The organism is Streptomyces sp. NPDC002574 (assembly GCF_042889545.1).
Lineage (GTDB): Bacteria > Actinomycetota > Actinomycetes > Streptomycetales > Streptomycetaceae > Actinacidiphila.
In genome coordinates this window covers 495,307-516,196 of sequence record NZ_JBIARB010000008.1, presented here as the reverse complement: position 1 = coordinate 516,196, position 20,890 = coordinate 495,307, and the positions used below count along the sequence as shown (strand labels likewise).

18 protein-coding genes and 1 pseudogene are annotated in these 20,890 nt (G+C 72.2%); 8 read left to right on the top strand and 11 right to left on the bottom strand.

The features are described 5' to 3' along the window. The 5 genes and pseudogenes from ACFYXS_RS22480 to ACFYXS_RS22460 form a co-directional block, all read left to right on the top strand. Positions 1–507: pseudogene (locus ACFYXS_RS22480) on the top strand (hypothetical protein); the annotation flags it as partial. Between the two features lie 160 nt (positions 508–667). After that, positions 668–1,345 (top strand): uracil-DNA glycosylase, encoded by a 678-nt coding sequence (locus tag ACFYXS_RS22475; RefSeq protein WP_389250811.1) that lies wholly within the window; start codon positions 668–670, stop codon positions 1,343–1,345. Between the two features lie 471 nt (positions 1,346–1,816). Then, complete coding sequence (locus ACFYXS_RS22470; protein ID WP_389250809.1) at positions 1,817–2,758, top strand: ABC transporter ATP-binding protein; 942 nt, start codon at positions 1,817–1,819, stop codon at positions 2,756–2,758. Continuing rightward, a complete protein-coding gene (locus ACFYXS_RS22465; protein WP_389250807.1) occupies positions 2,755–4,110 on the top strand; it encodes an ABC transporter permease in 1,356 nt (451 codons plus the stop codon). The genes ACFYXS_RS22470 and ACFYXS_RS22465 overlap by 4 nt, the downstream gene beginning before the upstream one ends. Before the next feature lie 4 nt (positions 4,111–4,114). Then, positions 4,115–6,877 carry a bifunctional YncE family protein/alkaline phosphatase family protein gene (locus ACFYXS_RS22460; RefSeq protein WP_389250805.1) on the top strand — a complete coding sequence of 921 codons (2,763 nt, stop codon included), beginning with the start codon at positions 4,115–4,117 and terminating at the stop codon, positions 6,875–6,877. A 74-nt stretch (positions 6,878–6,951) separates the two neighbouring features. Here ACFYXS_RS22460 and ACFYXS_RS22455 read toward each other — a convergent pair whose 3' ends face one another. From ACFYXS_RS22455 to ACFYXS_RS22445, 3 genes are all read right to left on the bottom strand, one after another. Then, positions 6,952–8,301: a nucleobase:cation symporter-2 family protein gene (locus tag ACFYXS_RS22455; protein WP_389250803.1), complete on the bottom strand. Its 1,350-nt coding sequence runs from the start codon at positions 8,299–8,301 to the stop codon at positions 6,952–6,954. A 109-nt stretch (positions 8,302–8,410) separates the two neighbouring features. Next, complete coding sequence (locus ACFYXS_RS22450; protein WP_389250800.1) at positions 8,411–9,769, bottom strand: FAD-dependent oxidoreductase; 1,359 nt, start codon at positions 9,767–9,769, stop codon at positions 8,411–8,413. Positions 9,770–9,878: 109 nt separating this feature from the next. Then, positions 9,879–10,544: a DUF305 domain-containing protein gene (locus tag ACFYXS_RS22445; protein ID WP_389250797.1), complete on the bottom strand. Its 666-nt coding sequence runs from the start codon at positions 10,542–10,544 to the stop codon at positions 9,879–9,881. 82 nt (positions 10,545–10,626) lie between these two features. Here ACFYXS_RS22445 and ACFYXS_RS22440 point away from each other — a divergent pair, with 82 nt between their 5' ends. Next, complete coding sequence (locus ACFYXS_RS22440) at positions 10,627–12,039, top strand: LVIVD repeat-containing protein (RefSeq protein WP_389250795.1); 1,413 nt, start codon at positions 10,627–10,629, stop codon at positions 12,037–12,039. Here ACFYXS_RS22440 and ACFYXS_RS22435 read toward each other — a convergent pair. The 7 genes from ACFYXS_RS22435 to ACFYXS_RS22405 all read right to left on the bottom strand — a co-directional run bounded on the left by ACFYXS_RS22435 (position 12,030) and on the right by ACFYXS_RS22405 (position 17,483). After that, positions 12,030–12,677, bottom strand: a complete 648-nt coding sequence (locus ACFYXS_RS22435) for a TetR/AcrR family transcriptional regulator (protein WP_389250793.1) — start codon at positions 12,675–12,677, stop codon at positions 12,030–12,032. The two genes, ACFYXS_RS22440 and ACFYXS_RS22435, sit on opposite strands and share 10 nt — an antisense overlap. 137 nt (positions 12,678–12,814) lie before the next feature. Next, entirely contained in the window at positions 12,815–13,519 is a 705-nt protein-coding gene (locus ACFYXS_RS22430) for an HAD family hydrolase (RefSeq protein ID WP_389250791.1), read from the bottom strand. A 95-nt stretch (positions 13,520–13,614) separates the two neighbouring features. Continuing rightward, positions 13,615–14,025, bottom strand: coding sequence for an ester cyclase (locus tag ACFYXS_RS22425; RefSeq protein ID WP_389250789.1), 411 nt, complete (start codon positions 14,023–14,025; stop codon positions 13,615–13,617). 102 nt (positions 14,026–14,127) lie between these two features. After that, positions 14,128–14,841: a phosphatase PAP2 family protein gene (locus ACFYXS_RS22420; protein ID WP_389250787.1), complete on the bottom strand. Its 714-nt coding sequence runs from the start codon at positions 14,839–14,841 to the stop codon at positions 14,128–14,130. 10 nt (positions 14,842–14,851) lie between these two features. After that, positions 14,852–15,790, bottom strand: coding sequence for a M56 family metallopeptidase (locus tag ACFYXS_RS22415; RefSeq protein ID WP_389250785.1), 939 nt, complete (start codon positions 15,788–15,790; stop codon positions 14,852–14,854). A gap of 74 nt (positions 15,791–15,864) precedes the next feature. Continuing rightward, positions 15,865–16,452 (bottom strand): DUF5134 domain-containing protein, encoded by a 588-nt coding sequence (locus ACFYXS_RS22410; protein WP_389250783.1) that lies wholly within the window; start codon positions 16,450–16,452, stop codon positions 15,865–15,867. 92 nt (positions 16,453–16,544) lie between these two features. Continuing rightward, positions 16,545–17,483 (bottom strand): DMT family transporter, encoded by a 939-nt coding sequence (locus ACFYXS_RS22405; RefSeq protein WP_389250781.1) that lies wholly within the window; start codon positions 17,481–17,483, stop codon positions 16,545–16,547. On the opposite strand from ACFYXS_RS22405, the gene ACFYXS_RS22400 reads away from it, so the two are divergent. Continuing rightward, positions 17,482–18,939, top strand: coding sequence for a PLP-dependent aminotransferase family protein (locus tag ACFYXS_RS22400; RefSeq protein ID WP_389250779.1), 1,458 nt, complete (start codon positions 17,482–17,484; stop codon positions 18,937–18,939). The genes ACFYXS_RS22405 and ACFYXS_RS22400 overlap by 2 nt on opposite strands. Before the next feature lie 15 nt (positions 18,940–18,954). On the opposite strand, the gene ACFYXS_RS22395 is transcribed toward ACFYXS_RS22400, so the two are convergent. After that, entirely contained in the window at positions 18,955–19,563 is a 609-nt protein-coding gene (locus ACFYXS_RS22395) for a DJ-1/PfpI family protein (protein ID WP_389250777.1), read from the bottom strand. Positions 19,564–19,939: 376 nt separating this feature from the next. On the opposite strand from ACFYXS_RS22395, the gene ACFYXS_RS22390 reads away from it, so the two are divergent. After that, on the top strand, positions 19,940–20,890 hold the full coding sequence (locus ACFYXS_RS22390) for a 3-hydroxyacyl-CoA dehydrogenase NAD-binding domain-containing protein (protein ID WP_389250775.1): 951 nt from the start codon (positions 19,940–19,942) through the stop codon (positions 20,888–20,890).

Here is a 20,890-nt window from a genome sequence, read left to right as displayed (position 1 = left end):
ATGGTGCTGCCCTCCTCGGGCAAGGACCCCTACGGCACCCCGGACCGCGGCGGCTTCACCGGCTGGGTCGACTGGTCCGTCGACTCGCACCGCAATGCGAACCAGCAGTGGCTGCAGGCCGACGTGCGTGCCTTCGCCCAGTCCATCACCCTCGACACCCCCGACTCGGTCGAGGCGGGCCGGACCGCGCAGCTGTCCGGCAGCATCGTGCAGCCGCAGGGTGTGGGCAACGGTTCACGCGTGGTCCCGCTGCGCTACCCGATGTCGGTGCACTGGACCGGCTCGTCGAACCTGGCGATCGGCACCGGTCAGGACGCCGTCGACGACGCCCGCCGCAAGGGCAAGGTCGCGATCCTCGACCCGCAGACCCGGATCCTGACCGCGCTGAAGGCCGGCTCGGTGACCGTGACGGTCACCAACGACTCGATGCGCGCCTACACCGACAACACCTCCCTCGCACCGGTCACGACCTCCAAGACCGTCCAGGTCGTGCCCGCGCAGGGCTGAACCACCGACTGACACGCCACCCGGCGTGACCGAGGGCGAGCACGCACCACGTGCTCGCCCTCAGTGCTGCCCGGTCACGCGGATCCGGTCGCGGTTGCCCGCCGTCGGCCGTCCTGCCGCTGGTGGGAGGGAGGGTCTGTGGGCCGGTAGGGTGACGGCCGTGGCAGCACGACCATTGAGTGAACTAGTCGAGCCCAGGTGGGCCGAGGCCCTCGCGCCCGTGGCGGAACGCATCGCGGCGATGGGTGACTTCCTGCGGGCGGAGATCGCGGCGGGCAGGACCTATCTGCCGGCGGGACAGCATGTCCTGCGGGCGTTCCAGCAGCCCTTCGACGAGGTGCGGGTGCTGATCGTCGGGCAGGACCCCTATCCCACCCCGGGGATGGCCATCGGGCACAGCTTCGCCGTCGCCGCGGAGCTGCGTTCACTGCCCGGGAGCCTGGAGAACATCTACCGGGAGCTGCAGTCGGACCTCGGCCTGCCCCGGCCTTCGAACGGCGATCTGACGCCGTGGACCCGGCAGGGAGTCCTGCTGCTCAACAGGGCGTTGACCACCGCGCCCCGCAACCCCGGCGCGCATCGCGGCAAGGGCTGGGAGGAAGTGACCGAGCAGGCCATTCGGGCCCTGGCCGCGCGCGGCAAGCCGTTGGTGTCGATCCTCTGGGGCCGCGACGCCCGAAACGCCCGCCCCTTGCTCGGGAATCTGCCGGCGGTCGAATCGGCCCATCCCTCCCCGATGTCGGCGGATCGCGGCTTCTTCGGCTCGCGGCCCTTCAGCCGGGCCAATGACCTCCTCCTCCAGCAGGGCGCGCAGCCGGTCGACTGGCAGCTTCCTTAGCAATTCCGCGTCGAGGGATCTTCGCCCCGTGCACCACTTCGCGCAGGTGCCGTCCTGTGCGCGCTCGACGCTGTCCGTGTCGGGCCGGTCGGCGACCCGTCGGTAGTTGCCGGTGGTCAGGCGCGGCCCGGGCTCACGCGTACTCACCCGCGCCCGCGCGCGTCCAGCCGTCTGAGCGTTGATACGTCACCGGCCGCGCCCATGCGGCCGTTCGTGATCCGCTCCGGCGTCGGGGCGCCCGCGTGAGCCCGCTGCCGGGTGCACGAACCACGGGTCGTGCCACCGGCGGGCCACCCCCCTTTGTGCCACTTCGTGCGTCCAGGTGTCGCCCGGACCCGGCTTCGACGCCCGGCCACTTGTGTCGACAACTTGCCACTCCTTGACGATCCCTTCGGCGAACGTTCAGCCGGGTCCATGCCAAGCGTTGTATCCCGCACCTAAAGTCCCGAGGGCTTTCGAAGGAAGGGACTCATGGACACACGCCTCGCAGTCCGGGCTCGCCGGATCGCCAAGTCTTTCGGCGACGTGGTCGCACTCGACGGGATCGACCTGGACGTGACGCAGGGCCAGATCCACGGCTTGGTGGGACCGAACGGCGCCGGCAAGACGACCTTGCTCGGCCTCCTGCTGGGCCTGGCCGTCGCCGACAGCGGCCAACTCGAGATCCTGGGCACGCCGGTCGGGCGCGCGCTCGACGCCCCCGACGGGGTGGCCGGGTTCGTCGACGGGCCAGGGCTCTACCCCTCGCTGACCGCCCGGCAGAACCTCGCCGCGCTGGCGGCGCTCCGTGGCCGCGACGCGGGGACGATGGGCATCGACGACGCACTCGACCAGGTGGGCCTGACCGACGTCGCCGACGACCGGGTCCGCGGCTTCTCCCTCGGCATGCGCCAGCGGCTGGGGCTCGCCGCCTCCCTGCTCACCAAGCCTCGGCTGCTCGTGCTCGACGAGCCGTCCAACGGCCTCGATCCGGCCGGTAAGAAGCACGTGCACGGTGTGCTCACCCGGCTCGCCGCGGACGGGACCAGCGTCGTGCTCTCGAGCCACCGCATGGACGACCTCGAGGCACTGTGCTCCGAGGTCACCATCATCGCCACCGGACGGGTCGTCTTCTCCGGCCCGCTCGGCAAGCTCGCCGCCGAGAACCGTGAACTCGACTACCGGCTGCAGACCTCCGACCCGGAGGGCGCTCGCCGACTCGCGGACGACACGGCCGGGATCAGCGTCGTCGACGGCGTCATGACACGGCAGGACGCCGGGATGCTCGTCGTCCGCGCGATGGTGCCCGCCCTCGACGAACTGGTGACGCGCCTTGTGCACGCGGGCATCGCGGTGCGTGAGCTCGCCCCGGTGGTGTCGCCGCTCGAAGCCGCGTTCCTCGCACTGACCGAGCAGCAGGAGGCCGACCGATGACCGCGACCCTCGCCGTGGACAACGGTGTCGGCGCCCGCCGCGTGACCGTGCCGCGCGGGTACCGATTCGAGCTGGTCAAGCTGGTTTCGCAGTGGCGGATCCGGCTGCTGGTCCTCGCCTGCTGGATCGTGCCGGCGCTCTTCGCCGCCGCGGTGGGCCAGCAGAGCACGCTGCCCGTCGACACCCTCTTCGGTCGCTGGATGCTCGCCACGGGCTGGGCCGGACCCCTGGTCATGCTCGGCTTCGCGGGCACATGGGCGCTCCCGCTGCTGACCTCGCTGGTCGCCGGCGACGTCTTCGCGTCCGAGGACCGGCTCGGCACCTGGCGCCACCTGCTCGTGGCGGTCCGGTCGCCCCGGCGGATCTTCGTCTCGAAGGCACTGGCAAGCCTCACCGTCATCCTGCTCCTTGTGGCCGGGATGGCCGTCTCCAGCACGATCGGCGGGCTCCTGGCGGTCGGCAACCAGCCGCTGGTCGGCCTGGACGGACATCTGCTGGCACCAGGGGACACCGCCGTCAGGGTGCTGCTCGCCTGGGTCTGCGCTCTCGCCCCCACCTTGGCCCTCGCCGCGATCGGTCTCCTCGGATCCGTCTCGCTGGGGCGCTCCCCGATGGGACTGCTGCTGCCCACCCTGGTCGCGCTCGTGATGCAGCTCGCCCAGATGCTGCCGCTGCCCGTCTCCGTGCGCCTCGCCCTGCCCGGCTACGCCTACATCTCCTGGAACGGTCTGTTCACCACCCCGGAACAGCTGGGTCCTCTGCTGATCGGCGTGGTGGTCAGCCTGGTGTGGGCGGTGCTCGCGACGCTGCTGGCCTACGTGCTCTTCCTGCGGCGCGACTTCACCAACGTCAACTACGACGGCTCGGGGCGCCGCGCGGCCACCGTCGGGCTGCTGCCGCTCGTCGCCCTGTTCGCGGTGACGGTCCCGGTCGTCGCCGTGTCGACCGGAGCCACCGGGACCGGGATCGAGCAGGAAAAGGTGCAGCGCTCGGTCGCCACGGCATTCGCGCACCTCTACCGCATGCAGACCCGGCAGCTCAACCGGCCCGCTGTCACCGAAGCGCAGCTCAAGGCGACGGCGACGTGCGACAAGGGCAGTTCCCGGGTCACCCCCGAGGGACCGGGCAACGACTGGCGCTGCGTCGTCTCCTGGCATCTCCCCGGGGTTCAGGCCGCGGGGTCGGCCATCTACCAACTCGACATCACCGCAGACGGGCGGTTCATGGCCGATGGCGATGGACCGAAGGAAGTCAACGGCTACTTCCTGGTGCGCACCGGGACAGGTGACGTGCCGAACCCGCTGTGGCAGTTCGACGGCAATGTCGAACTGCTCGACTCCTCGAAGGGATAGTTCCATGCAGGTAACACGACAGCGTCGGATTGCCGAGAAGGAACAGATCAACATTCTCGGCAGGCGTGTCGGCCGCCGGGCCACCGTGGTGACGGCCGGAATCGCGGTCGCTCTCGCCGTCACGGGCACCGCCGTTGCCCAGACGGGCCAGTTCGGCACCCAGCAGGTCGGCCAGACCACCCACGACGGTCAGGTCGTCTCCAGCGACCAGTACATCGCCCCGTACGGCAGCCGCACCGTCATCAACGACGGCAAGATCATGTCGTCCACGGTCAGCCCGGACGGCAGCCACCTCGCCGCCTCGGTCACCGACGGCGACGCGGCACTGGTCATCATGGATCTCACGACCGGGCAGCTGAAGCAGAAGGTCGGCACCAACGCGGCGGACGACCTTCGCATCAGCAGCGGTGCCGTCGGCCAGGAGGGCCCGACCTATTCGCCCGACGGCTCGCAGCTGTGGCTGGGCCAGGCAGGCGGCTACACCAAGTTCACGGTGAACCCGGACGGCACGCTGGCCAACCCGACGGCCGTCGCCATCGCGGCCGACGGCTCCAAGCAGGCGCTGGTGGGCGCGGCGGTGTTCTCCGCAGACGGCTCCACCGTGTACTCGGCGGTCAACGGACAGAACCGCGTGGTCGCCATCGACGCGGCGACCGGGACCGTCAAGCGGACCTGGGCGGTGGGCAACGCCCCTCGTGGCATGGCCATGGTCGGCAACAAGCTCTACGTCAGCAACGAGGGCGGGCGCCCGGCGAAGCCCGGCGACACCACCATCAATTCCTACGGCACCCAGGTGCCCGCCGACCCGGACACCGGTGCCACCACCAGCGGCACGGTCAGCGTCATCGACCTCTCGGACGCGTCCGCCGCCGTCGGGAGCATCGACGTCGGTCTGCACCCGACCGCGGTGTACGCCAAGAACGGCGTGGTGTTCGTGACCAACACCGCCGACAACAACGTGTCGGTCATCGACACCCGCAAGAACAAGGTCGTGCAGACCATCGCCACCCAGCCGTGGCCGGAGGCGTCCGTGGGCTACGAGCCCGACGCGGTGACGCTCACTGACGACGGGCACCTGCTGGTGACGCTCGGCCGGGCCAACGCGGTCGCCGTGTACCGGTACAAGTCCGCGCAGGAGCCCGCCAGTTACGTGGGCCTTCTGCCGACGGACTACTTCCCCGCGGAGATCACCACCGTGGGCAAGAAGGTGGTCGTCTCCAACACCCGCGGTATCGACGCCCGCCGCCCCACCGGCAGCGCCGGACACGGTACCCACGACACGACGTCGAGCCTGACGCAGTTCACGCTGCCGTACGACAGCGTCATCAGGTCCGAGACCGCCAAGGTGTTCCGGCAGAACGGCTGGACCCGCGGTTCGGTCACGTCGGCCAAGGGCAAGGGCAAGAGCCACAAGAAGCCGGTGCCGGTCCCCGCGCGGCTCGGCGACCCCTCGACGATCAAGCACGTCTTCCTGATCGTCAAGGAGAACCGGACCTACGACCAGGTCTTCGGTGACATGCCGCAGGGCATCGGTGACCCGTCGCTGACGCAGTTCGGCGAGAACGTGACGCCGAACCAGCACGCGCTGGCCGAGCAGTTCGGGCTGTACGACAACACGTACGACATCGGTACGAACTCCGCCGAGGGCCACAACTGGCTGATGCAGGCCGACGACCCGGAGTACACCGAGTCCTCGGCCGGCGAGTACACGCGCAGCTACGACACCGAGAACGACGCTCTCGGCCACCAGAAGTCCGGCTTCATCTGGACCGGCGCCCAGGCGGCCGGCAAGTCGGTGAAGGACTTCGGCGAGTTCCAGTCGGTGGAGAGCAAGCCGGCCGGCGCGACCTGGCAGAACCTGTACTGCGACACCAAGAACATGCAGGCGACGGGGGCGAAGACCGCCTACCCGATTCAGACGGGCTCGGCGATCCCGTCGCTCAACAAGGTGTCGGTGCCCGGCTTCCCGTTGTTCGACACCAGCGTCCCGGACATCTACAAGGAGCAGATCTGGGAGCAGGACTTCGAGAAGGACGGCCCTGCGAACCTGAACATGTTCTGGCTCTCCAACGACCACACCGGTGGTCCGGCCAACGCGGCGGCGCAGGTCGCGGACAACGACCTCGCGGTCGGCCGGATGGTCGACACGATCTCGCACAGCCCGTACTGGAAGGACTCGGCCGTCTTCGTGGTCGAGGACGACTCGCAGGCGGGCCTCGACCACGTCGACGGCCACCGTGCCCCGATCCAGATCATCAGCCCCTGGGCCCAGCACGGCGCCGTCGACAACCGCTTCTACTCGCAGATCACCATGATCCGCACCATCGAGCAGATCCTCGGGATCGACCCGATGAACCAGAAGGACAGCGCGGCCACCCCGATGGCCACGGCGTTCACCAAGAAGCCCGACTACACGCCGTTCACCACGCTGCCCAACCGGACCTCGCTGACCCTCGGCCTGAGCACCCAGCCCTCCTGTGGCCCGGACACCCCTGCGCCGCAGGACCCCGAGGCGGCGCCCGCGCCGACGTCGGCGCAGGTGCCGGCCGACAAGCGGGCACTCGCCGCGCAGTGGGACGTGTGGAAGTCCAAGCAGCGGCTGACCGGACCCAACGCCGTTCCCGACTTCGCCAACCCCGCGCAGATGGACCACTTCACGTGGTACCAGACGCACAACTGGAAGACGCCCTACCCCGGCGAGAGCACGATCCACACGCCGGACGACGTGCCGGGCGCCTACATCCCGTCGGCGGAGTCCGACGGCTGACGCGGACCGATCGCGTGAAGGGGTCCCCGGCCGGTGTCACCACCGGCCGGGGACCCCGGTCCGTCTTCTGTCTCCTACGCGCCGCGTTCCGCGGGCTCGCCGGCCGCTCGCTCTCTGCCGCCGGCCGGCCAGTGGTTGAAGAGCAGGTTGAGCGCGATCGCGGTGACGCAGCCCGCGCTGATGCCGCTGTCCATGATCGTCCGGAACCAGTCGGGGAACCGTTCGTACACCGTGGGCACACCCACCGGCAGCAGCCCCACCCCCAGCGACACCGCGACGACCATCAGGTTGGCGGTGCCGTGGAAGTCCACGGTGGCCAGCGTGCGCAGTCCGCTCGCGGCCACCGTGCCGAACATGACCAGTCCCGCGCCGCCCAGCACGGGTGCCGGGATCGCGGCGACCACCGCGCCCAGCTTCGGCAGCAGCCCGAGCAGGACCAGGATGCCGCCCGCCGTGGCCACCACCCACCGGCTGCGCACCCGGGTCAGTCCCACCAGGCCCACGTTCTGCGCGTAGGCGGTGTACGGGAAGGTGTTGAAGACCCCGCCCAGCACGGTGGAGACGCCGTCCGCGCGCAGCCCGTCCGCGAGCCGGCCGGGCTCGGCCCTGCGACCGGTCAGTTCGCCGACGGCGATGATGTCCCCGGTCGTCTCGGTCATCGTCACCAGCGCGACGACGAGCATGGCGACCACGGCGGCGCCCTGGAAGGTGGGAGTGCCGAAGTGGAACGGGGTGCTGATGCCGAGCCAGTCCGCGTCTCCCACCGCGCCGAAGTCGGTGAAGCCGAGCGGCACGGCCGCCGCCGTGCCCGCGACGATGCCGGCGAGCACGGCGACCCGGGCGAGCACGTCCGGTGCGAAACGCTGGATCAGCAGGATCGCGAGCAGCACGGCTGCCGCGAGACCGATGTTGCGCGGCGCCCCGAAGTCCGCGGAACCGGCCCCGCCCGCCACCCAGTTGCCCGCCACCGGCAGCAGGCTCAGCCCGATGACCAGGATCACGGTGCCGGTCACCACGGGCGGGAAGAAGCGCAGCAGCCGTCCGAAGACGGGGGCCAGCAGGACCATCGCCAGCCCCGCGACGATCACCGAGCCGTAGATCGCGGGCAGTCCGCCGTCCTGGCCGATCAGCACCATGGGGGAGACCGCGGCGAAGGTGCAGCCCTGCATGATCGGCAACCGCACGCCGAAGCGCCACCAGCCGACGCACTGCAGCAGCGTGGCGATACCGCAGACCAGCAGGTCCGCCGTGATCAGGTACGCGAGGTCGGCCGGAGACAGCTTCAGTGCGCCGCCCACGATGAGCGGCACCGCGACCGCGCCCGCGTACATCGCCAGCACGTGCTGCAGGCCGAACGCCGCGAGCCGGGCGGGGGGCAGGACCTCGTCCACGGGGTGGACGGGCGGGCGTGACGTCGTCGCCATGGGGGACTCCTCGAACGCGGCGCGAATGAGCGGCTGTGCCGTCCGGACGGCTGCCCGAGTCCCTAGGGACCGTGAACAGTGTGCTGATTGCCGATGTGGTGCCGCGCTGTCACCCGGGGCACCCGGGGCTCCCGGCCGCGGCCGCCAACAGGCCCGCCCAGTCGGGGATCTTGACGGTCGCCCGGTCCAGGGACCGGCCGAGCGCCGCCTCCGCGGCCTCGATGGCCTCCCAGCCCGTCCACTCGACCGGACGCTGTCCCGCCGCGCGGAGTCCCTCCAGCGGGTCCGCGGACAGTTCGCCGCGTGCCAGCAGGGCTTCGGCGTCCGCGAGCAGGGCCGTGGCCGTCTCCTTGGCGCACGGCCGGTTGGTGCCGATCACGCCGGTCGGCCCGCGCTTGATCCACCCGGCCACGTACTCGCCCGGCGACCGCCCGCCGTCCCGCAGCACCCGGCCCTCCTCGTTGGGGACGATGCCCAGTGCCTCGTCGAAGGGAAGCCCTTCCATGGCCACACCGCGGTAGCCGACCGAGCGCAGCACCAGTTGCGCGTCGATGTCCTCGAACGCGCCGCTGCCCCGCACTCCGCCCTGTCCGTCGGGCAGCGTCCGCTCGAAGCGCACGCCGGCCACCTTGTCCTCGCCGAGCAGTGCGGCGGGCCGCAGGAAGAAGCGCAGATGGATGCGGCGCCGGTGCCCGGCGGGCAGGCGCCCGGCCCAGTCGCGCAGCACCTCGACATTGCGCCGGGCCACCGCGGGCAGGGCCTGCGGATCGGCGTACGCGGGATCGAGCGCGAGCTCGTCCTCCCGCACGAGCACGTCCGCGTCGGCCAGGGCGCCCAGTTCGCGCAGCTCCTTGGTGGTGAATTTCGCCTGCGACGGGCCGCGCCTGCCGACCATGTGGACGTCCGTGACCCGGCTCTTCTCCAGCGCGCGCAGGGCCTCCTCCGGGACGTCGGTGCGGCGCAGCTCGGCCGCGCCGCGTGCCAGGATGCGGGCGACGTCCACGGCGACGTTGCCGACGCCGACGACGACGGCGGACCGCGCGCTGAGCAGGAACTCGTCGGGGGCCTCGTCCGGGTGCGCGCTGTACCAGGACACGAATCGCGTCGCGGAGAAGCTGCCGGGGAGGTCCTCGCCGGGGACGCCGAGGTGGCGGTCGGTGGCGGCACCCACGCAGTAGACCACCGCGTGGTAGAGCTCCAGCATGCGTTCGGGGGGCAGCCCGGGGCCGCCCGCCGTCACATTGCCCAGGAAGCGGATCCGCGGGTCCTCCAGGACCCGCCGCAGATTGCCCTGCAGGGATTTGATCTTCTCGTGGTCGGGTGCCACACCGTACCTGACCAGGCCGTACGGGCAGGGGAGCCGGTCCAGGACGTCCACCGCGACCTGCGGTACGGCCTCCTGGCGGGCCAGGGCCTCCGCCGTGTACACCCCGCTGGGACCAGATCCGACGACGGCGATGCGAAGCACAGGCGCCTCCTCCTCGTCGAGGCGACGGCCGGAGCGGCCGGGCACTTCCCAGCATCGCACCGGGCACCGGCCCGGGCAGGCCGGCGCAGCCGTGTCGCGGCGCGCGATGTCAGGTCAAGGACCTCATCCGGCCGATCTCCGCGGTCTGCTGCGCGATCACCTCGCTCGCCCATTCGCCGACCTGGACGTTGCGTCCCTCGGACAGCACCTCCGTCGCCATGGTCACCGCCCCTTCGTGGTGGGCGATCATCAGCCGGAGGAAGAGCCGGTCGAAGGCCGGGCCCCGGGCGGCGCGCAATGCGGCCAGCTGCGCGGGGGTCGCCATGCCCGGCATCGACGCGTGGTCGTGGTCGTGGCCGGCGGCGGGCGACGCGCCGCCGTTCTCCTTGAGCCAGGCGGTCATGGTCCTGATCTCCGGGCCCTGGGCGGCGTCGATCCGGGCGGCCAGGGCGCGCACCTTGGTGCCGGACGCGCGGGTGTCCGCGTACGCGGTCATGACCAGCGCCTGCTCGTGGTGGGCGATCATGTTCGCCGTGTAGGACAGGTCCGCGGTGTTGGGGGTGTCGTCCGGTCTGGCCTTGGCGGCCTCGTCCGCGGACAGGGTGGCCGCGTCCTCACCGGGCCGGCCCGGGGCGATGACCGACGGAGCGGCCGGTCCGGCTCCGCCGCCACCACCCCCGTCGCAGCCGGTCAGCAGGAGCGTCGAGGCGGCCAGGGACAGCGGAAGCAGCGCTAGTACTGCACGGCGGGTAGCGAGCACTGCCTCATTGTGCATCTTTTGACGCGAGCATGAAAAGAGCATACTTCGGCTTGGTCGTTTCATCGTTTCATCTTGACCGGACACCTTGGAGGACGCGGTGACGCGTTTAGGTACTTCCCCCGCCCGCCCCAGACGCCTGGCGGCCCTCGTGGCCGCGGCGGTCATGCTGTTCGGCCTCGCGGCCGCGGCGCCGGCGACCGCCGACGGCGCGATACCCGGTGTTGACGAGGTCGTCACCAGCGCCAACGTCGACCACCTGGTGAACATCCCCAAGCAGTCCCTGGCCGGCTTCAACAGCGACCTGGCCTTCCAGGGCAGGTACGCCTTCGCCGGCAACTACGACGGCTTCGTCATCTACGACATCAGCCGCCCCAGCAGCCCCAAGGTCGTCAGCCAGGTCCTGTGCCCGGGTTCGCAGAACGACATCTCGGTGTCCGGGAACCTGCTGGTGCTGTCCACGGACTCCTCGCGCTCGGACGACTCCTGCGCGAGCGCGACCCAGCCCGCCAGTGAGAAGTCCTCCTGGGAGGGCATCAAGGTCTTCGACATCAGCGACAAGGCCAACCCGCGCTACGTCGCCGCCGTCGAGACCAACTGCGGCTCCCACACGCACACCCTGGTGCCGGCCAAGCGCGACCTGTTCGTGTACGTCTCCTCGTACGCGCCGAGCGCGTCCTTCCCGGACTGCCAGCCCCCGCACGACGGCATCTCCGTCGTGAAGATCCCCCGCTCGCACCCCGAGCGCGCCGCGCTCGCCGGCTTCCCCGTCCTCTTCCCGGACGGCGGCAATCCCGGTATCCCGCCCACCGACACCCAGGCGCGGGTGAGCGAGACGACCGGCTGCCACGACATCACGGCCTTCCCCAAGCTGGGGCTCGCCGCGGGCGCGTGCATGGGTGACGGCATCCTGATGGACATCTCCGACCCCGTGCGCCCGAAGGTCATCGACCGGGTCCAGGACAACGTCAACTTCTCGTTCTGGCACTCGGCGACCTTCAACGAGCGCGGTACCAAGGTCGTCTTCACCGACGAGCTCGGCGGTGGCGGCGGCGCCGAGTGCAACGCGCTGATCGGTCCGCAGCGCGGCGCCGACGGCATCTACGACATCGTCCGCAAGCACGGTCACCTCAAGTTCGTCTTCCGCAGCTACTACAAGATCCCGCGCCAGCAGGCGGACACCGAGAACTGCGTCGCGCACAACGGCTCGCTGATCCCGGCCAAGGGCCGCGACATCATGGTCCAGGCCTGGTACCAGGGCGGCCTGTCCGTCTGGGACTTCACCGACTCCTCGCACCCCCGCGAGATCGGCTTCTTCGAGCGCGGCCCGCTGTCCACCGACACGCTCGTGCTCGGCGGATCGTGGAGCGCGTACTACTACAACGGCTACATCTACTCGAACGACATCGCCAAGGGCTTCGACGTCCTGCGGATCTCCGACCGGCGCACCGACAGCGCCCGCGGCATCCGGCTCGCCGAGCTCAACGTGCAGACCCAGCCCGACTACCGCTGAGCGGCGTCAGGCAGTGGCGTGCCGCCGGGCGGCAGTCCTTCGGGGCCGTCCGGCGGCACGCCGAGCTCCCAGTCCAGCCCGTAACGCCGGAAGAGATCGCCCCGCAGATGGGGGAGCGGCATCGCCGCACCCGGGATCAGCTGGGCGAAGACCCCGCCCATCAACTGCGCCCGCAGCATGCGGTAGTCGTGCTCGGGGTGGGGGGAGCCCCACGCCTCGACGGCGCCGCGCAGCAGTTCGGCCAGGCGCTGCCGCTCGGCGCACTCGCTGAAGCCCGCCGTCTGCAGGATGCCGGCCATATGGGCGCGCATCAGCACGGGGAACCGCCCCGGCAGTCCCAGCACGCTGTCGATCGCCCGGGCCAGCAGCTCGCGTCCGTCGGCGGACGCCGGTTGCCGCTCCAGCGCCGCGGACAGCTCGGTGTGCATCAGGCGGTGGGCGGCCGACTGCAGCAACTGGCGCTTGCCCGGGAAGTAGTACGAGACCAGCCCGCGCGCCGTACCGGCCCGGTCGGCGATGTCGCCGAGGGTCGTGGCCTCGTAGCCGCGTTCCTCGACGAGCTCGACGGTCGCCCGCAGCAGCCGTTCCCGTGAACGGCGCCGCATCTCTTCGTTGACCGACGGTCGCCGAGGGGACATGCTTTACTCCTGCGTTGACTGGCTCCGGGCCAATGTACTCGGAGCCGGACTCGCGTGGGCGTCGTGCCCGTGCGAGGACGCGGGGCAGAGCCGTGACCCGACGGCGCGGGGGACCGCCGGGTCACGGCTCGACCAGGTCAGTCGGTCAGTTCCAGTACCGGCAGCAGACCCGCCGGGCGCTGCCGCACCGGCAGATGATCCACCAGACGCACCGTGCACCCCAGTGCCGCGGCGCCGCCGTCCGCCCGCCGGTCGTCGCCCACCATGGCGACGCGCTCCGGCGGCAGTCCCAGCGCCTCGCAGGCGATCCCGAACAACCGCGGGTCGGGCTTCTGCACCCCGTGCTCGTAACTCAGCACGAACACGTCCACCAAACCGTCCAGTCCGTGCGCGCGGAAGACAGGCCGCAGGTCCCACCCGATGTTGCTCACCACGGCCACCGGCACTCCGCGCCGCCGCAGCTCACCAAGCACTTCCGCGGTGTCCGGGTACGGCGTCCAGGCCTCCGGCCGCATGTGCCGCTCGTACAGCGCGTCGTAGATGCCATCGGCGCTGTCCCACGGCAGCCCGGCCTCCCGCGCGAGGCCGGTGTACGCGGCCCTGTGGTGGTCGGCCGACAGGTCGCGCTCGCCCCAGACCTCGGCCAGGTGCGCGGGCACGTGCTCGCCCGCCACGCCGCCCGGCAGCGCGCCGACCCGCTCCAGGCGCTCCGTGTACGCCGCCAACTCGGCCTCCCCGAGCGGGATGCCGCGCTCCGTCACGACCGTGCGCAGCCAGCTCTCCGTCGGCTCCACGCGCAGGAGCGTGCCGGAGAAGTCGAACATGAATCCCTTGATGGTCATGCCCGGCATCCTCCCCGACCCGCCCCGCGGAGACATCACCGGGCGGCCACGCGGGGCCGAACCGCGGCTTGCCGGCCGGTTGCCGTCCCGCGGCTTCAGTCGACGAGGCCGAGCTGCCGCAGCATGCCGAGTTCGTCGCTGCTGCCCCAGCGTTCGACGAGCTTGCCGTCCTCGACGCGGCTGATCTGCATGCCCCGGTAGCTCACCGTCCGGCCGGTCGGCGGGTGCCCCATCAGCTCGCCGAGGTGGGTCCCCGTGATGGTGTAGGCGAAGGCGACCTCGTTGTCGGTGGCCAGGACGTGCTCGACGTCGATGTGCAGATCGGGGAAGGCCGTCCGCATCGCGGCGAACATCTCCTCGTAGCCCTCCGGACCCGCGACCTGCCCCGGCGCCGGGTCGTGGTCGACCGAGGCGGGCGCCACATAGGAGTCGATCTCGTCCAGCCGGCCGTCGTTCACCGCCGAGCCGAAGTGCTCCAGGATGGAGATGTTGGATTCGCGCGACATGTCGTGCTCCCTGACGTCGGGACCGCGGGCGCCCTCCGACCGAGGCCGTGTGCCCGCCCCTTCCTCTTCCCACGGTAGGCGCGAAGGACGCCGCCCGCCGCGTCAGACGTCCCGGCGTCCCCGCGGCGTCCGCGGCGCCGACGTGCGCCAGGGCTCGCAGAGCGCCGCGGTCCCCGTGAGCACGGCCGCTCCCAGCAGCCAGCCGCCGACGACGTCGCTGGGCCAGTGCACGCCCAGGTAGATCCGGGTGAGGCCGACGCCGATGACCGAGACCGCGGCAAGGGCCCAGGCGGCGGCCCGCCACGGGGTCCCGGCCCGGGGGCAGCGCAGGAGGAACAGCCACAGCAGGGCGCCGCAGCTGATGGCGGCCGTCATGGCGTGACCCGACGGGAACGCCGCGTAGGCCGCCGTGGCGAGGGGATCCGGCCAGTGGGGCCGGGGGCGTCCCACGGCGGCCTTCACGGCCTGCTGGAGGACCCAGCCCAGGATGCCGCAGACGCCGAGCCACAGCGCCTGCCGCCCGGCCCGCCGCCACAACAGCCACAGCAGGCAGACGGCGAGCAGGGCGCGCATGGTCGAGGGGTCCCAGACCGCGTCCGACAGCACCCGGTTGACCCGTGTCCAGCCGGGGTGAACGACCCCGAAGGAGTGGAACGCGACGACGATGCGCCGGTCGGTGGCCGTCAGCGGGCCCCACCGACCCGCCACGAGCGCGAGGAGCAGCAGGAAGACGGCGGCCGTCGCGGCGCAGTACCGCAGGCACACGGCGCGCGGGCCGCCGCCCCGGGTGACGGCGGGGGCGGGCGGGGCGTGCATGCGCCCGAGATTACGTCAGGGCGCCGATTCCGGGGCCGAACGCGACGAGCAGGGGTACGAACGGGATGAGCAGGGCGCACGCGGTGGCCTGCGCGCGGCCGAGCCGGGTCAGCCGCGGCGCCGGGTCGAGCAGCCTGCTGACCCGGCCGGGCAGATGGCCGTGCGGGGCGGAGCCGGGGCCGAACACCCCGCGGTCCTCGTTGAGTTCCACCAGGGCGAGGGCTGTCGTGAGCCCTCCGAAGCGGCGTGAGGCGATGTCGTCGGCGGCCAGTTCGATCAGGTGGTGCACCTGGTGGCGGAAGTCCGCGAAGACCGGGACCTGCGGGAAGCCGGCCGCCAGCGCGCCCGCGCAGTGCAGGAGAACGTCGTGCCGGGCCCGGGCGTGGCCCTGCTCGTGCGCGAGGACCGCGTCGAGCTGACGCCCCTTCAGGCGGCGCAGCGCGCCCGTGGTGATGACCAGTTGGGGGCGCTGCCCGGCCAGCCACCAGGCCTCCGGGCGCTCGTCCTCCAGGACCACCAGCCGCTCGCCGGAGGCCGCCGCCTCGCCGGGCAGCCGCGGCGAACGGACGCGCAGTTCGGCGCGCCGCCGGCGCTGCCGGGAGCGTGCCGTACGGATCTCGCGGGCCAGCATGGCGCCCGTCCAGGCGCCGCCGGCGGCCAGCAGGACGGCCAGGTACCCCGCCCAGGGGCCGTAGTCGGACAGCCCGTACGCCTCCACGACCCCGTGCGGCGCGAACGCGAACAGCCCGCCGCGCAGCCACTCCCAGGCGGCGGACGCGCTCAGCGCCATCGCCAGGAAGCAGCACAGGAGTACAGCGCCGACCACGCACTGCCACACCCACAGGGCCAGGACGGGTTCACGTTCCGGCCATCCGGCCCGGGTCAGCAGTCGCGGCGCCGTGGCCGCCGCCGTCACACCGAGCAGCAGCAGCACCAACGGGACCGTCATGGCGCCACACTATGAGGGCGCCGCGGCCCCCCGGTACGCCGCCGCGCCCTAAAGTGACGTACGCCTCACGGGCGTCACAGCGTCAGGAGCATCGCGAACATCCCGATCGCCATCGACACCCGGCACGCCGACGCGAGCTCGGGCGCGTGCCGCACCGCGACCGGCCCCGTCGCCCCTGCCGCCCCGGTCGCCGACGCGACCGGAACGGACACCAGGCGCACGCCCCTGGCCAGCACATAGACCGCGAAGTACACCAGCAGCAGTCCGGTGAGCAAAGGCGCGCCCATCGCGCCGTGCCCCGCGTGCGCCGACCCGCCCGCACCCTCCATCGCGGCCGCCATGTAGACCATCGCGACCGCGCCCACCGCGTGGTGCAGATGATGCGCGCTCCGCCGTGCCAGCAGCAGCGACCGCACCGCGGCCGCACCGAAGACCAGCGCGAGCCCGGCGGCCGCCCACGGCGGCTGGTCCAGGACCGACACCGGTACCGCCATCACCGCCATGCCGACGCCCATCAGCGCCTCGGCACGCGCCGCACTCCGCTGCCCGCGTTCCAACGGTGTCGTACCCGGGCGGCCCGGCCGTGTGCGTACCAGGCAGTAGGCGGCCGTGGCCGCTCCCAGCGCCACGAGCAGCCAGGCCACCAGCGGTGGTCCGTGCATGACCCGACCCCCTTCGGCTCCTCACCGGAGGATGCCCCCGCCCGGCGGCGCGAACCCCCGCGCATGGGGGCATAGGGGGGCGCGGCCCGGGATCAGCTGCGGGCGCGCTGCGTCACGGCGACGCACACCAGGACCGCCACCGCCGCCGGCGCGGTCAGCCCGCCCAGGTCCTCGTCCAGCAGCGCGGCCGCCCAGACGAGCGTCAGCAGCGGCTGCGCCAGTTGCAGTTGGCTGGCGCGCGCGACACCGATCGCGGCCATCCCGCGGTACCAGACCATGAGCCCGAGGAACTGCGACACCAGCGACACCCAGACCAGCCCGGCGACGGCCCGCGCGTCCGCGTGCGCCGGTTCCGCGGTCAGCGCGACCACGGTCGCGGGTACGGTCAGCGGCAGCGCCCCCACGAGCGCCCAGCCGATCACCTGCCAGCCGGGCATCACGGAGGCCAGCCGGCCGCCCTCCACGTAGCCCGCCGCGCACACCACCAGCGACGCGAAGAGGAAGAGGTCGCCGGTCGTCGGGGCGCCCCCGCCCTGCCAGAGCGCGAACCCCACCACGACCGCCCCGCCCGCGACGGCCGCGGTCCAGAACAGCGGCGAGGGCCGCGCCCCCACGCGCACGGCGGCGAGCGCGGCGGTGACCAGCGGCAGCGCGCCGACCACGACGGCGGCGTGCGAGGTGCCGGTGGTGCGCAGCGCCAGCGTCGTCAGCAGCGGGAAGCCGAGCACGACCCCGGCCGCCACGACCGCGAGCCCCGCCCAGTGCCGCCGCTCCGGCACCGGTACGCGCGCGAGAGCCAGGTACACACCGGCGACGACGGCCGCGAGGACGCCCCGGACCGTCGCCGCCGTCCAGGGGCCGAATCCGGTCAGCGCCCAGTGCGTGGCGGGGAAGGTGAGGGAGAAGGCGGCGACGCCGAGGCCGGCCAGGGCCGTGCCGCCGAGAACGGTGCCGGCGCCCGCTCCGTCCCGCGTTCCGGGACCGTCGACCGCTATCGGCGGGGGCAGAGTAGCGCTATTCTGTGCTGTCATGAACGACGGTAGCAGTTCGGGGAATCTCGCAGAATCCCTCAGGAGCGACCTCCTCCGCTACTCCCCGGGTGAGAAACTGCCGTCCAGTCGCGTCCTGGTCGAACGGTTCGGCGTCTCCCCGGTCACCGTCTCCCGCGCCCTCGCCGCGCTGGCCGCGGAAGGGCTCGTCGTCACCCGGCCCGGCGCCGGGGCCTACCGCGCACCCGGACGGGCCGGGGACGCCCGCGCCGTCGACACCTCCTGGCAGCAGGTGGCCCTCACGGCCGAGGAGCAGCACGGCGAACCCGCGCCGCGGGTGGTCGACGCCTCCGGGGTCACCACGAGCCTGGCGGTGCCGCCGCCCGGCGTCATCGCCTTCAACGGCGGCTATCTGCACCCCTCCCTCCAGCCCGAGCAGGCACTCGGCGCCGCCCTCGCCCGCGCCGCCCGCCGCCCCGGTGCCTGGGAGCGGCCCCCGCTGGAGGGACTGACCGCGCTGCGCAGCTGGTTCGCCCGCGAGACCGGCGGCCCCGGCGGCGACTTCGGCCCCGCCCACGTCCTGGTCACCGCGGGCGGACAGGCCGCGCTCACCACCGCCCTGCGGGCCCTCGCACCGCCCGGCGCACCGGTACTCGTGGAGTCACCGACCTACCCGGGCGCCCTGGCCGTCGCCCGCGCCGCGGGACTGCGTCCGGTGCCGGTGCCCATGGACGACGACGGGGTACGGCCCGATCTGCTGGCCGAGGCCTTCGCCGCGACCGGCGCCCGGGTCTTCTTCTGCCAGCCGCTGTTCCAGAACCCGACCGGCGCCGTACTCGCCCCCGGCCGGCGCCGCCGCGTCGTCGAGATCGCGCATGCCGCCGGCGCGTTCGTCATCGAGGACGACTTCGCGCGCCGCCTCGGCCACGGCGGGCCGCTGCCGCCCCCGCTCGTCGCCGACGACCCGTACGGCGCGGTCGTGCACGTGACCTCGCTGACCAAACCGACCGCGCCCAGCCTGCGGGTCGGCGCGCTCGTCGCCCGCGGGCCGGTCATGGAACGCCTGCGCGCGATCCAGGTCGTCGACAGCTTCTTCGTGCCCCGGCCCTTGCAGGAGGCCACCCTCGAACTCGTCGGCGCCCCCGCCTGGCCCCGCCACCTGCGCGCGGTCTCCTCGGGGCTGCGCGAGCGCCGCGACGCGATGCTCGGCGCCCTCCACCGCCGGCTGCCCGCGCTCGCCGCCGGCGTCCGGGCGCCCAGCGGCGGCTACCAGTTCTGGCTGCGCCTGCCCGACGGCACCGACGAGACCGTGCTCGCCGCCGCCGCGCTGCGCGCGGGCACCGCCGTCGCCCCCGGCCGCCCCTACTTCGCCGCCGAGGCCCCGGCCCCGTACGTCCGCCTCAGCTTCGCCGACACCACCGGGACCGACGAGATCGCCGACGGCGTGCGCCGCCTCGCCGAGGCCTGCGCGGAGACGGGCGTCACGACCGGTATCTGAGCCGGTCGCGGGGCGTCAGCTCAGCGCGACCTCGCCAGCGCGGACGGCCCGAAGGGCGCGCTCGACGGTCTCCTGGCTCTCGCCGACCGGGGCCACGTAGCCGATGACCTCGCGTACGGCGTCCTCCCCGAGCGCCCGGTGCATAACCCAGGTGGCGAGGTACTGCGACGCCAGGCAGGCCCCGGCCGTGGCGATGTTCCCCTCCGCGTGGAACGGCGCGTCCAGCACGGTCACATCGAGGGCTTCGACAAAGGGCCGGGTCTTGGAGTCCGTGCACACCGGCATGTCCCCCAGCAGGCCGAGCCGCGCCAGCACCAGCGCACCCGAGCACTGCGCACCGACCAGCTGCCGTGAAGGGTCGAGCGGCAGCAGGGAGAGCAGCCGCTCGTCGGCGGCGACCTCGCGCGCCTTCACACCGCTGCCGATCAGGACGACGTCGGCCTCGGTCACGAAATCCATGGGCCGCTGGCCGCTCACCTCGACGCCGTTCATCGACGTGACGACCGGCGTCGGGGTCGTGATGAAGGCTTCCAAACCGTCCTTGCGGCACCGGTTGATCAACGCGGACGCGATGAAGCTGTCGAGTTCGTTGAACCCGTCGAAGGTGACCACGGCTACCTGCATCACAACTCCTCCAGTACGGCGGATGTTCAGTCTCCCCGGCGTGATGTTCCGGGTCGAGGGCCAATCAGCGCCCGGTGGCCCCGTGCGCCGCGGGCGGAATTTCGGCCGCACGAAGCATTCACCCGGGGCAAGGAATTGTCGAGAGAAAGGGCGCGAGTTAATTCAAGGAAAGCACCGCCGGGGAAATTCCGAAACGGTGTGACCGCTGCGGTCACGTCGCCGTTTCCGGTTCGATAATTCCGTCCGGCGTTGCCCGCCTTTAGCGTTGGGTGTGAAATGAGAGAGCGCGCAGTGGACGGCCACGGTGGCGGAATCCCGCCCGGCCCGGCGTCCGCCTTGGCGCGCCGGCCCTCGACTCCGCGAAGGAGGACGGGCGATGACACGCCCCTTCCGCACCGCCGCCGTCATCGGCGCAGGCACCATCGGACTGTCCTGGACAGCACTGTTCGCCGCACACGGACTGACCGTCCAGGTCAGCGACCCCCGCCCCGACCTGAAGGACGCGACCGACGAGGCGCTCGCCGAGTTCGCCCCGCACCTGGCCGCCCAGGGCCTGGACACCGACGGTCTCGCCGGCCGCGTGCACCTCGCGGCCGACGTCACCGAAGCCGTCCGCGACGCGGACGTCGTGCAGGAGAACGGGCCCGAGCGCGTCGAATTCAAGAAGGAATTGTTCGCCCGGCTGATCCGGGAGACCCCCGGACACGCACTGCTGCTGAGCTCGTCGTCGGCGATCCCGGCGACCGCGTTCAGCGCTGAGCTGGAGGACGCCGGCCGCGTCCTCGTGGGACACCCCTTCAACCCGCCCCACCTCATGCCGCTCGTCGAGGTCGTACCCGGCGAGCGCACCACCGAGGAGGCCGTGCACGCGGCCGTCGACTTCTACACCGCGGTGGGCCGTACGCCCGTCGTCGAACGCCAGGAGATACCCGGCTTCGTGGGCAACCGGCTGCAGAGCGCGCTCAGCCGCGAGGCCGTCCACCTCGTCCAGCAGGGAGTGATCTCGCCCGAGGACCTGGACACCGTCGTCACCCACTCGCTCGGCATCCGCTGGTCCGCGGTGGGGCCGTTCCTCGGCTCGCACCTGGGCGGCGGCCCCGGCGGCTACCGCCACATGAGCGCGCACATCGGCCAGGCCATGCAGCAACTGGACCTCGGGCAGCCCTCGCAGGACCCGCAGGACCGGGAGCGCGTCATCGAAGCGGTGGAGAAGGCCTACGCCGCCACGCCGTACACCGAGCTCGCCGAAGCCCGCGACCGCAGGCAACTCGCCGTCCTGGCCGCTCTGGACGACGTCCGCCGTACACAGCACGACAAGGAGAACTGA